This is a genomic window from Pseudomonas sp. NKUCC02_KPG (genome assembly GCF_019345465.1).
Classification (GTDB): Bacteria; Pseudomonadota; Gammaproteobacteria; order Pseudomonadales; family Pseudomonadaceae; genus Aquipseudomonas.
In genome coordinates, this window is sequence record NZ_JAHKRC010000008.1 from 32,042 (window position 1) to 44,524 (window position 12,483).

The following is a 12,483-nucleotide window of genomic DNA, read 5'->3' on the forward strand; positions in this document are numbered from 1 at the left end:
CCACAGGATGTGCAGGGTTCACTCACGTTCAGTAATCGTCGTCTTTATCAAACTGGCGCGCTTCGCGTTGCAGTTGATACACAAAACGTTCGACCTGACGCTGTACGGCGCCGCTGATGTTGTGAAAGCGCATGCCGGCAAAGGTAATGTTCAGCCGCTCTTCAAAGTGCAGGTAACGCAACTCGACCGGGGTGGACATCAGGCCAAACGGCAGGTCGGCGCTGAAGCGCTCATACACCTGACCCAGTTGCATGCCCTGGCCGATATCACCCTCAAAACGCAATTTGCAGCCCGTTGCAGAAACGTCCAGCAACTTGCCTTTGATCGGGGTTTTGAGCTTTTCACCCGCGACCTCCACGCTGACCAGATTGGCCAGCCGCAGGGCCGCACGAAAGGCGTTGCGCCGCTGGTGGTAAACCACTTCGCGGGGTAGCGCACCGCGATAGCAGCGGTGATCCTTGCTGTCATCAAGGGTCAGCGGCGTGGTGCACTCCCAGGCAATGCGCACGCCATCGTGGAAACCCTCAACCCGAAACGGTATGCCAGCCTCAAGAAAGCGCTCGCCGTCACGGGGGATCATTTCGTCCAGCGCCATGGTGTTGCGCTCACGGTCTATATCCACCACATAGCTTTGGAAGCGCTGGGTGCGATCCTGGAAAGTGATGATCAGCGGGTCATGGCTCTCTTGCAGCATCCGCAGGTTGGAGGCAATTTCCAAAGGGGTGGTCAGCACCTTTGGCGGTTGCGGAGCATCTTGGGCGTCGAACACGGTTGATCAATCTCCAGACAAAATACAGCGACACGCAAAAAAGAGGCATTCTGCCATTATGGTGCGTGTCTCGCTACAGGCTGCGGATGCGCAGGCTCAAGCCTGGCTGTAGGCGCGATGCTTGTTGAGCATCGAAGTGGTGCCGCGGGCGTCATACAACGAGGGGGCTTCGCCGCCATGAAGAATGCGCAGCTGGTTGGCGGTGATTGCCTGCTGGGTCTGGATCGACTGTCCATTGAGCAGGTTCGCAGCCTGGCATTGGGCCAGTAACTGGTTCAGCACATCGCTTTGGCTGAGCAGTTGCGCGCCCACGCTTGAGTGGCTGGCAAGGCTTTCGAGGCCACTGCGGTTGGTGGCCAGGCCAAGGCCCGCGAGAATCTCGCTGCGCTTGCGGCCATGTTGTTCCAGCAAAATGATCAACGACTGTTTGCGCGCCAGAATGTTTTCCAGCACCTGCATGTCGCGGCCTTTCAGGGCAATGGACTCGTCTTGCAGCAGGCCGAGCAGTTGTTCGGCGGGGGCCAGGTCATCATTGATCAGTTGCAGTAAATTTTCGTCGTGCATAACGGGCTCTGGGAGTTAAGCGTCCAAAAGCCTGGCACAGGCCATGTGGGCCTAGCGCTGGGCTTCCATGTTGAGCAGTTTGCTGGCGACCCGGTTGCTGTCGACTTTGTAGCTGCCCTCGGCGATGGCCTGTTTAAGCTCGGCCACCCGATTTTTGTCGACAACAGGTTGGTCACGCAACGAGTCGCTGATCTTCTGCAACTGCTGAGCCTCTTGGCTGAGGTGTACAGATTCCCCGCTGGGGGCGCTGGCGCTGGTTTGCTCAGGGCCTTTAGCCGGGGCCGCTTGCGTGGTGCTGCCTGCTTCCTGATTTGCATTGCTGCGCGTACTGCCGGTTAAGGGCGGCGCGCTGCCAAGACGACTGAAGTCGATGACCATAACGATAAACCTCTGGGTATTTGGACGCTTGCCATGTTTTCGGCCATACCCGGAAAAACTTTAGGCTCGATTAATCATAGCTTCACACAGAACTGTACTGATCTGTGTCAAACCACAGTGTAGGAAAGTCCGGAGACTGATGCCAACTTTCCTACAATGCCACCTCAACTTGACCGGGTGCTGTCACTCGGGCCCGGATCACACGTTTGGAGTTCAGGTTCTTGACTCGTATCTGCTCGCTGAGGCCTCCGTCTGACAGGGCTTCGCCGGGCATTTTGACACTTAACGTACCGCTACGGGCGCTGATGACCACATGGTCGCCCTTGCGCACGGTGGCAACCTGTTCCAGGTGCGTGAGGGTCAGTACCTGATCGGTGATCATGGGCCGCAGCAGCTTTTGACCCACTGCCAGTTCAGTCGCCGTCAGGTAGCCCTGATTGATCAGGCTGATATCCCGCTCGCGCAAGGTGACATCGGCATAGTCGATCACCATGCCGCGCTTGAGCGGGTGATTGACGATGACCACGTCACGGAACAGTTTGACCTGGGCTGGAACGAAGATAGTCCAGGGCGAGCCCCCTTCGCAGCGCACGCGCACGATCACCCGGCCCATGGGTTGTGCCGGACTTTCCAGGGTTGCTGTCAATTCCTTGTCGCAATGAGCCAGTCGCAGACGGGGGTCAAGGTTGTTGACCTGGATCTGATATCGCCCCTCGGTCTGGCTGGTTGCCAGGTAGTCTTCAACGGTGAATTCAAGAAAGCCCTGGGTCACGCCGATAAGCTGATCAGGCGATGTAAACGCATCAGCCTGGGTATGAGTGCCCAGACCAATCAGGGTGCCAGCCGCCAGGACGCTCAGACAGCTGCGGCGCAGGGTCTGGAGGAAGGGCCGGTGGCAGGAAATTGTCGTTTTTGCGTTCATGGCCGATAAAAAAGCAAGCCCCGTGCCGTTTACCGGGAAGTGCGTGATGAAACTTGAAGTTTTTAAGAGGAGCTGAGAATGGCCGGGATGATGGATGCGGTTAACCAGCGCACTCAGCTGGTCGGGCAAAATCGCCTGGAGCTGTTGTTGTTTCGTCTGGATGGACCACAGCTTTACGGGATCAATGTGTTCAAGGTCAGGGAGGTGCTGCAATGCCCGAAACTGACCTTGATTCCCAAGTCTCATCCCGTGGTATGTGGTGTGGCGAGCATTCGAGGCGCGACCATCCCGATTCTCGATCTGGCCATGGCCACCGGGGCGGGGGCCCTGAAAGATCAAAGCAGCCCGTTTGTGATCATCACCGAGTACAACACCAAGACTCAGGGCTTTCTGGTTCGCTCGGTTGAACGCATCGTGAACATGAACTGGGAAGAGATCCATCCGCCGCCCAAGGGCACGGGTAACGACCATTACTTGACGGCCGTCACCCGGCTGGACGATCAGCTGGTCGAAATCATCGATGTCGAGAAGGTACTGGCAGAAGTCTCGCCATCACCTGAAACCATCACCCACGGTGTAGTGGATGTCGAAACCCGGAGCAAGGCACTGTCATTGCGGGTGCTGACCGTCGACGATTCGTCGGTGGCACGCAAGCAGGTAGCCCGTTGCCTGCAAACGGTAGGCGTTGAAGTGGTGTCGTTGAATGATGGCCGTCAGGCGCTGGACTACCTGCGCAAGCTGGTGGAGGAGGGCAAGGACCCGTCTGAAGAATTTCTGATGATGATCTCGGATATCGAGATGCCGGAAATGGACGGCTACACCCTGACTGCTGAAATCCGTAACGATCCGCGGATGCAAAAGCTGCACATCATTCTGCATACTTCGTTATCCGGGGTATTCAATCAGGCTATGGTGAAAAAGGTCGGTGCCGATGACTTTTTGGCCAAGTTCCGACCTGATGACCTGGCATCCCGGGTAGTTGACCGGATAAAAGCAGCAGACCATAGCCAGGGCTCACCCCTGGCGGTCAAATCGATTTAAGAGGCAGGACATTTGTCGACGGCTAATTTGGATTTTGAACAGTTCCGGGTCTTCCTGGAAAAAGCCTGTGGCATTTTGCTGGGTGAAAACAAGCAGTACCTCGTCTCCAGCCGGCTTAACAAGCTGATGGAGCAGCAAGGTATCAAGTCCCTGGGCGAGCTGATTCAGCGTATCCAGAGCCAGCCGCGCAGCGGGCTGCGCGAACTGGTGGTCGATGCGATGACCACCAACGAAACCTTGTGGTTTCGCGACACCTACCCCTTCGAAGTATTGAAGAACAAGGTGCTGCCCGAGCAAATCAAGGCCAGTCCTGGCCAGCGTTTGCGAATCTGGTCGGCGGCCTGTTCTTCGGGGCAGGAGCCGTACTCGTTGTCGATGGCCATTGACGAGTTTGAGCGCAGCAACCTTGGGCAGTTGAAAGCGGGTGTGCAGATTTTTGCCACCGACCTGTCGGCCCAGATGCTCAATACCTGTAAAACCGGCGAATACGACAACCTTGCGATTGGCCGGGGCCTTTCGCCAGAACGCTTGCAGCGCTATTTCGATCCCAAGGGGCCGGGGCGCTGGGTGCTCAAGACGCCGATCAAGAATCGGGTCGAGTTCCGCTCCTTCAACCTGCTGGACAGCTACGCAGGGTTTGGCAAGTTCGACATCGTGTTTTGCCGCAACGTGTTGATCTACTTCTCGGCAGAAGTGAAAAAAGACATTCTGCTGCGTATCCACAGCACCTTGAAACCGGGTGGCTATTTGTTTTTGGGCGCCTCTGAAGCCCTCAACGGCTTGCCGGATCACTACCAGATGGTCCAATGCAGCCCGGGAATCATCTACCAGGCCAAATAGACCTCTATCCGTAGTCGCTGCCGCAGGCTGCGAAGGGTTGCGCAGCAACCCGTTTCCCGAGATCGGTGCAAAACCTTTTCAAGGGCCTGTGGCCCTTATCGCAGCCTTCGGCAGCGACTACATAAAACCTGCTCCAAGCGGCAGAAAAGCGGCAGTCAGCGGTCAACCGTTGCCGCTTTTCTGGCATTGCCGCTGTCCGCAATCCGGAAAACCCTTGAAATACGGGGCTGTAAAAACTGGCACGGGGTTTGCTCTATCCCTGTCATGTAAAACCTGAATCACATTCTCAGGTCAGCCCACAAAGGTTTTCCGACATGAGCATCAGCTTCGATAAAGCGCTCGGTATCCATGAGCAAGCCCTGGGCTTTCGCGCTCAGCGTGCCGAGGTACTGGCCAACAACATCGCCAACGCCGACACCCCGAACTACAAGGCTCGGGATCTGGACTTTGCCTCTGTGCTCGCGGCACAGAGCGACAAAAACCAGAACGGCGCCTTTGCGTTGAACAAGACCAACACTCGCCATATCGAAGCCCAGGGCCTGAGCAGTGGCGACGAGTCGCTGCTGTACCGCACCCCGATGCAGCCCTCGATCGACCAGAACACCGTGGATGCTCAGTTGGAGCAATCGAACTATGCAGAGAATGCGGTCAACTTCCAGGCCAGCTTCACCCTGCTCAACAGCAAATTCAAAGGGCTGATGTCGGCCCTGCGTGGGGAGTAATCCATGTCTCTATCCAGTGTTTTCAATATTGCCGGTAGTGGCATGAGCGCCCAGACCACGCGCCTGAACACCGTGGCCAGCAACATCGCCAACGCCGACACCGTGTCTTCGAGCATCGACCAGACCTACCGTGCTCGTCACCCGGTATTTGCCACTATGTTTCAGGGCGCGCAAAGCACCACCGGCGACTCGCTGTTCCAGAATCAGGACGGTGCAGGCCAAGGTGTGCAGGTGCTGGGCGTGGTTGAGGACCAAAGCGAGCTTCAGGCCCGTTACGAACCTAACCATCCTTCTGCAGACGCCAAGGGCTATGTGTACTACCCCAACGTCAATGTGGTTGAAGAAATGGCTGACATGATTTCTGCCAGCCGTTCGTTTCAGACCAACGCCGAGCTGATGAATACCGCCAAAACCATGATGCAGAAGGTCCTGACCCTCGGTCAGTGATAAGGGGCGACGCAAATGAGTGTGACCGATTCCACCAGCGGCATGACCCTTAACCAGGTGCTTGCCAACTCCGCCCAGGCCAAGACCACCGATACCAGTCTGGCGGCGGCCTCGAAGGCTGCGTCCGGGAACACGGCGCTGGGCAAGGATGCGTTCCTGCAACTGCTGGTTACCCAACTGAAAAACCAGAACCCGCTGGACCCGCAGGACAACACTGCGTTCGTCGCGCAACTGGCCCAGTTCAGCAGCCTGGAAGGCATCACCACGCTCAACGATACGGTCACTTCGCTCTCGGGCAACTTCCAGTCTTCGCAAGCCTTGCAGGCCTCGTCGCTGGTGGGGCGCTCGGTGATTGTGCAAACCGGTGAGGCCTATGTGGACCCCGCCAGCGAAAAGCCATTCAACGGCACCGTGGTGGTCCAGGACGCCAACTCCAATCCCGTGATCAGCATTACCAATGCGGACGGTGAAGTGGTCCGCACGATCGACATGGGCACCCAGAAGGCCGGTAACGCGGGCTTTACCTGGGATGGCAAGGACGACGAGGGCGTGCTGCTGGACAAGGGCTCGTACACCTTCACCGCATCAAGCAAAACCGACACCGGCACGACGGCGCTCACCACCTACCTGCCAGCCACGGTTAACAGCGTGACCCTGAGCAAGACCGGTGGCGAAATCATGCTCAACCTCGCAGGCCTGGGCAGCATTGGCATATCCAAAGTCCAGACCATTGGCCTCTAAGCCGACTCATACGCCTCAAGGAGAGAAACATGTCATTCAATATCGGCCTTAGCGGCCTCTATGCGGCGAACAAGCAGCTCGACGTGACCGGCAACAACATCGCCAACGCTGCGACCACCGGCTTCAAATCTTCGCGGGCAGAGTTTGCCGACATCTACTCGGCCAACAAGCTGGGGATCGGCAGCAAGACCATCGGCAGTGGCGTGAACCTGGCAGCGGTTTCGCAAAACTTTGGTCAAGGTGCAGTCAACAACACCGGCAACCTTCTGGACATGGGGATTCAGGGCAGCGGCTTCTTCGTGCTGAGCGACAACGGCTCCTTGAGCTACACCCGTGCCGGTACGTTCAAGTCCGATAAAGACGGTTATGTGACCAGCTCTGATGGCACTGCGCGCTTGCAGGGTTATGGCGTGGATGCCAACGGCAATATCGTCAATGGCGTGCTTACCGACCTGCGTATCGACACCTCGAACCTGGCGCCCAAGCCTACAGGTTCGGTCACGTCCGAGATCAACTTGAACTCCAGCGCCGATGCGATCGATCAGGCCAAGGTCCCGTTCGATCCGACCGTCTCCACCAGCTACACCAAAAAATTCAGCACCACGGTCTATGACACCCAGGGCAACGCGCACCCGATGGACCAGTACATGGTCAAGACCGGTGGCAACAACTGGAGCGTCTATACCCTGATCGATGGCCGCAACCCGGATGGCACCTTGCCAACAGGCGAGAATGCCACGGCACCAGTGCCTTCAACCATGGCGTTTGATTCGGCCGGTGCGTTGACCAAGGTGACGCAGCCAGGCGCGGCTGATGACCAGGCTGAAAACACCCTGGTTGTCAGTGGCTGGAAGCCGGGCGCCATGATCAATGGCGAATGGAAAGACAACGGTGCGGCGTCCAAAGCGGGTGGCATCGTGATCAACATGGCCAAAACCACCCAGTACAACACCGATACTTCCCGTAACCCGCCCACCCAGGACGGCTATGCCACCGGCCAGATCAACAACCTGACCATCGATGGTTCGGGCGTGATGTTCGCCAACTTCAGCAACAACCAGAGCCGCGCCATCGGCCAGATTTCCCTGGCCAGCTTTACCAACGAGCAAGGCTTGCAGCCGGTGGGTGGCACCGCCTGGAAAGAAACCTACTCCTCGGGTGTGGCCGGTTACGACGCGCCGAAAATTGGCAGCCTGGGCGCCATCCAGTCCAACTCCCTGGAAGACTCCAACGTCAACCTGACCAGCGAACTGGTGGACCTGATCAAGGCGCAGAGCAACTACCAGGCCAACGCCAAAACCATCTCGACCCAAAGCACCATCATGCAGACCATTATTCAGATGACGTAATGGCGGGTCGCGAGAGGGTATGCCCGTCACCATTGTGGGAGCGGGCTTGCTCGCGATAGCAGCAGCGCGGTCTGGCAAGTGACCGCGTTGTCAGCATCGCAGGCAAGCCAGCTCCTACCCAAAGCGCGCAGGTTCAGGTGAACTCAACCCGCTCCGGCACTCGGGTCATCAGTACCTTGCCTCCACGAATCGAGACCCGCGCCTTGGCCTGGCGGCGCACCGCTTCGTAGTCGCTCTCGGCATCCAGCACCAGCAGATTTGCCGGACGGCCCACGGCAATGCCGTACCGCTCGCCCAGGTCTAGGGTGCGCGCGCTATTGTCAGTGACCAGATCCAGGCAGCGCGCCAGGTCTTCAAAACCCATCATGTGGCAGATATGCAAGCCGGCATCCAGAACCCGCAGGATGTTGCCGTTGCCCAATGGATACCAAGGGTCCTTGATCGAGTCCTGGCCGAAGCACACGTTCATCCCGGCCCGATCCAGTTCGCCAACCCGTGTCACGCCGCGACGTTTAGGGAAGCTGTCGAAGCGGCCCTGCAAGTGGATGCTTTCGGTCGGGCACGAGACGAAGTTGATGCCCGAAGCCTTGAGCAGGCGGAACAGTTTCGAGCAGTAGGCGTTGTCGTAAGAGCCCATGGCCGTGGTGTGGCTGGCGGTTACCCGGCTGCCCATACCGCGTACGCGGGCCTCTTCGGCCAGCACTTCAAGAAAGCGCGAATGGGGGTCGTCGGTTTCGTCGCAGTGCACATCCACCAGGCAGCCGGTGCGCTCGGCCAGGTCCATCAAGAATTTAATTGAACTGACCCCTTGCTCCCGGGTGTTTTCAAAGTGCGGAATGCCGCCGACCACATCAGCGCCCAACTCCACGGCCAGGGTCATCAGCTCGCGCCCTGCGGCGTACGACTCGATACCTTCCTGCGGAAACGCAACGATTTGCAGGTCAACCAGATGCCGGGCCTCTTCGCGCACTTCAATCATCGCCCGCAGTGCGGCCAGGGTTGGATCGGTCACATCGACATGGGTGCGCACGTGCTGAATGCCATGCTCGGCCAGCATGCGCAGAGTGGTGTGGGCACGCTGCTTGGTATCTTCGTGGGTGATGGTTTCCTTGCGCTGTGCCCAGCGCTCGATGCCTTCGAACAGGGTGCCGCTCGCATTCCACTCGGGCTGGCCCGCGGTCAGGGCTGCATCCAGATGGATATGGGGTTCAACCAGAGGGGCGATTAACAGTTGGCCGCGGGCATCGATATCACCGTTTTGCACGGGCACAGTGCCTTGCTGCAACGTGATGGCGCCGATGCGCTCGCCTTCGCAACTGACCGTGAACAGGCCGGGTGTTTTACGCAACGTGGCATTGATGATGTTCATGGGGCGTCCTGTTGTTGAATTCTGCAACCTGCAATGTAGTCGCTGACGAGGCAGGCAGGGGATTCCCGTCGTTTAATCGCGCAAAAAACAAAACCCCCGTTAAACCCAACTGTTACCAGGGTTTAACGGGGGTTTTTGGTCAGGCGGTTTGACCCGCCTGCCCGCTCAGCTTATTGGCAAGCTTCGCAATCCGGCTCGTCAATCGCGCAAGCCTTTGGTACCGGTGCTGGACCGGCAGGGGCTGCAGCGACGTCTTCGCTGTTGTTGCCGTTCGACACGGCGTTGAGCTTGCCCGTGTTGACGGTGGACTTCTCGGTGCTGGTCGCGGCCAGGGCACGGAGGTAGTAAGTGGTTTTCAGACCACGGTACCAGGCCATGCGGTAGGTCACGTCCAGCTTCTTGCCCGAAGCGCCAGCGATGTACAGGTTCAGCGACTGAGCCTGGTCGATCCACTTCTGACGGCGGCTGGCGGCGTCAACGATCCACTTGGTATCGACTTCAAACGCGGTGGCATACAGCTCTTTGAGCTCTTGCGGGATGCGTTCGATCTGCTGCACGGAACCGTCGTAGTACTTCAGGTCGTTGATCATGACCGAGTCCCACAGATCGCGCGCCTTGAGGTCGCGAACCAGGTACGGGTTGATCACGGTGAATTCGCCCGAGAGGTTCGATTTCACGTAGAGGTTCTGGTAGGTCGGTTCGATCGACTGCGATACGCCAGTGATGTTGGCGATGGTGGCGGTCGGTGCGATGGCCATGATGTTGGAGTTACGAATGCCTTTTTGTACACGGGCACGAACCGGTGCCCAGTCCAGGGATTCGTTCAGGTCAACGTCGATGTACTTCTGGCCACGCTGCTCGATCAGGATCTGTTGCGAGTCCAGGGGCAGGATGCCTTTGGACCACAGCGAACCCTGGAACGTCTCGTAAGCGCCGCGCTCGTCTGCCAGGTCGCAAGAAGCCTGGATTGCGTAGTAGCTGACCGCTTCCATCGACTTGTCTGCAAATTCCACGGCTGCTTGCGAAGCGTACGGAATGTGCTGCAGGTACAGAGCGTCCTGGAAGCCCATGATCCCCAGACCCACTGGACGGTGCTTGAGGTTCGAGTTGCGTGCTTGCGGCACCGAGTAGTAGTTGATGTCGATCACGTTATCGAGCATGCGAACGGCTACGTCGATGGTGCGCTTGAGCTTGTCGGTGTCCAGCTTGCCGTTGACGATGTGGTTCGGCAGGTTGATCGAGCCCAGGTTGCAAACGGCGATTTCGTCCTTGTTGGTGTTCAAGGTGATCTCGGTGCACAGGTTCGAGCTGTGGACCACGCCCACGTGCTGCTGCGGGCTGCGCAGGTTGCACGGGTCTTTGAACGTCAGCCACGGGTGGCCGGTTTCAAACAGCATGGACAGCATTTTGCGCCACAGGTCTTTGGCCTGGATGGTCTTGAACAGCTTGATCTTGCCCGGGTACTGGGACAGCGCTTCGTAGTACTCGTAACGCTCTTCGAAGGCCTTGCCGGTCAGGTCGTGCAGGTCCGGTACTTCGGATGGCGAGAACAGGGTCCACGGGCCGTCATCGAAGACGCGCTTCATGAACAGGTCAGGGATCCAGTTGGCGGTGTTCATGTCGTGGGTACGACGACGATCATCACCGGTGTTCTTGCGCAGCTCGATGAACTCTTCGATGTCCATGTGCCAGGTTTCCAGGTAGGCACACACAGCGCCTTTGCGCTTGCCACCCTGGTTAACGGCCACAGCGGTGTCGTTCACGACCTTGAGGAACGGAACCACGCCCTGGGATTTGCCGTTGGTGCCCTTGATCCACGAACCCAGTGCACGTACTGGCGTCCAGTCGTTGCCCAGGCCACCGGCGAATTTGGACAACATGGCGTTGTCGTGAATCGCGTGGTAAATGCCCGACAGGTCATCCGGCACGGTGGTCAGGTAGCAGCTGGACAGCTGCGGACGCTGGGTACCGGCGTTGAACAGGGTCGGAGTCGACGACATGTAGTCGAAGGACGACAGCAAGTTGTAGAACTCGATGGCGCGGTCTTCTTTTTGCTTCTCTTCGATTGCCAGGCCCATGGCCACGCGCATGAAGAAGATCTGCGGCAGTTCGAAACGCACGCCATCGTGGTGGATGAAGTAACGGTCGTACAGGGTTTGCAGGCCCAGGTAGGTGAACTGCTGATCGCGCTCGTGGTTGATCGCCTTGCCCAGTTTTTCCAGGTCGAAGGTGGCCAGCACAGGGTTCAGCAGGTCGAACTCGATACCCTTGGCGATGTAGGCAGGCAGGGCCTTGGCGTACAGGTCAGCCATCTCGTGGTGGGTGGCGCTGTCAGCTACTTTCAGGAAGCTCAGGCCTTCGGCACGCAGGGTGTCCATCAGCAGGCGAGCGGTCACGAACGAGTAGTTGGGCTCGCGCTCTACCAGGGTGCGGGCGGTCATCACCAGGGCGGTGTTGACGTCGCTCAGCGCTACGCCGTCGTAGAGGTTTTTCAGGGTTTCGCGCTGGATCAGGTCGCCGTCAACTTCTTCCAGACCTTCGCAGGCCTCGGTGACGATGGTGTTCAGGCGGCTCATGTCCAGGGGTGCAAAAGTACCGTCGGCAAGGGTGATGCGGATCGACGGGTGAGCATTCACGGCGTCTTGGGCCGGAGCGCGGATGGCGCGTTCCTTGGAGCGGGCGTCACGGTAGATCACATAGTCGCGAGCCACTTTTTGCTCGCCGGCGCGCATCAGGGCCAGTTCAACCTGGTCCTGGATTTCTTCGATGTGGATGGTGCCACCCGATGGCATGCGACGCTTGAAGGTCGCGGTGACTTGTTCGGTCAGGCGCGCAACAGTGTCGTGAATGCGGGACGAGGCAGCAGCGTTGCCGCCCTCAACTGCGAGAAACGCCTTGGTGATGGCAACGGTGATCTTGTCATCGGTGTAAGGAACCACAGCCCCGTTACGTTTGATCACGCGCAGTTGGCCTGGCGCGGTCGCAGACAGATCCAGATTTGAATCGGAACCCTGCGAGTTCTCGCGAGTTGTATCGGTTTGCATGGGGGGTGTCTCCACATTCTCTATGTTTGTTTGGGCGCCTTTTGGGTGCCCACCGTTACGTCCTGAAGCACTACAACCGGTGATGAGCCGGGCATAACAACTTCGGGACGTACAGAAGGGGGGTTGAGCCGCTTCCGTGCCGAAGTCTTGATTCACGCAGACCGCGTGAAACCGTATTCCTGTTGGATGACAGTATTTTTACTGCAACACCCGGGCCGCTTTCCGACATTTACGTTGGAAAGCGGTTGCCATCCGCATGAGCGGTTTGGTCTTTAAAATCGTGTTTGGTTCACCAGG

Annotated in this window: 12 protein-coding genes; 6 read left to right on the forward strand and 6 right to left on the reverse strand. The window is 58.2% G+C overall.

From position 1 onward, the window contains the following. Positions 1 to 28 precede the first annotated feature (28 nt). The 4 genes from KO536_RS12665 to flgA all read right to left on the reverse strand — a co-directional run bounded on the left by KO536_RS12665 (position 29) and on the right by flgA (position 2,633). Entirely contained in the window at positions 29 to 769 is a 741-nt protein-coding gene (locus tag KO536_RS12665; protein WP_133077349.1) for a flagellar brake protein, read from the reverse strand. Between the two features lie 96 nt (positions 770 to 865). Beyond that, a complete protein-coding gene (locus tag KO536_RS12670) occupies positions 866 to 1,333 on the reverse strand; it encodes a flagella synthesis protein FlgN (protein WP_219262050.1) in 468 nt (155 codons plus the stop codon). 51 nt (positions 1,334 to 1,384) lie between these two features. Then, entirely contained in the window at positions 1,385 to 1,711 is a 327-nt protein-coding gene (gene flgM, locus KO536_RS12675) for a flagellar biosynthesis anti-sigma factor FlgM (protein ID WP_219262051.1), read from the reverse strand. Between the two features lie 151 nt (positions 1,712 to 1,862). Next, positions 1,863 to 2,633 carry a flagellar basal body P-ring formation chaperone FlgA gene (flgA, locus tag KO536_RS12680; RefSeq protein ID WP_219262052.1) on the reverse strand — a complete coding sequence of 257 codons (771 nt, stop codon included), beginning with the start codon at positions 2,631 to 2,633 and terminating at the stop codon, positions 1,863 to 1,865. 78 nt (positions 2,634 to 2,711) lie between these two features. On the opposite strand from flgA, the gene KO536_RS12685 reads away from it, so the two are divergent. The 6 genes from KO536_RS12685 (at position 2,712) to flgE (ending at position 7,773) form a co-directional block, all read left to right on the forward strand. Further along, positions 2,712 to 3,674 carry a chemotaxis protein CheV gene (locus KO536_RS12685; protein WP_133077352.1) on the forward strand — a complete coding sequence of 321 codons (963 nt, stop codon included), beginning with the start codon at positions 2,712 to 2,714 and terminating at the stop codon, positions 3,672 to 3,674. Positions 3,675 to 3,686: 12 nt separating this feature from the next. Further along, positions 3,687 to 4,514 (forward strand): protein-glutamate O-methyltransferase CheR, encoded by an 828-nt coding sequence (gene cheR, locus KO536_RS12690; RefSeq protein ID WP_219262053.1) that lies wholly within the window; start codon positions 3,687 to 3,689, stop codon positions 4,512 to 4,514. Positions 4,515 to 4,828: 314 nt separating this feature from the next. Further along, the gene (gene flgB / locus KO536_RS12695) at positions 4,829 to 5,236 is read left to right on the forward strand and encodes a flagellar basal body rod protein FlgB (protein ID WP_133077354.1); all 408 of its coding nucleotides are present in this window, start codon (positions 4,829 to 4,831) and stop codon (positions 5,234 to 5,236) included. A 3-nt stretch (positions 5,237 to 5,239) separates the two neighbouring features. After that, on the forward strand, positions 5,240 to 5,683 hold the full coding sequence (gene flgC / locus KO536_RS12700; RefSeq protein ID WP_133077355.1) for a flagellar basal body rod protein FlgC: 444 nt from the start codon (positions 5,240 to 5,242) through the stop codon (positions 5,681 to 5,683). 15 nt (positions 5,684 to 5,698) lie between these two features. Further along, the gene (locus tag KO536_RS12705; RefSeq protein WP_219262054.1) at positions 5,699 to 6,424 is read left to right on the forward strand and encodes a flagellar hook assembly protein FlgD; all 726 of its coding nucleotides are present in this window, start codon (positions 5,699 to 5,701) and stop codon (positions 6,422 to 6,424) included. Positions 6,425 to 6,453: 29 nt separating this feature from the next. After that, a complete protein-coding gene (flgE, locus tag KO536_RS12710; protein WP_133077357.1) occupies positions 6,454 to 7,773 on the forward strand; it encodes a flagellar hook protein FlgE in 1,320 nt (439 codons plus the stop codon). A gap of 133 nt (positions 7,774 to 7,906) precedes the next feature. Here the strand turns inward: flgE and codA are convergent, their stop codons facing one another. Next, positions 7,907 to 9,142 (reverse strand): cytosine deaminase, encoded by a 1,236-nt coding sequence (gene codA, locus KO536_RS12715; RefSeq protein WP_219262055.1) that lies wholly within the window; start codon positions 9,140 to 9,142, stop codon positions 7,907 to 7,909. Between the two features lie 170 nt (positions 9,143 to 9,312). Continuing rightward, complete coding sequence (locus tag KO536_RS12720) at positions 9,313 to 12,186, reverse strand: ribonucleoside-diphosphate reductase subunit alpha (protein ID WP_219262056.1); 2,874 nt, start codon at positions 12,184 to 12,186, stop codon at positions 9,313 to 9,315. Positions 12,187 to 12,483: the final 297 nt, after the last annotated feature.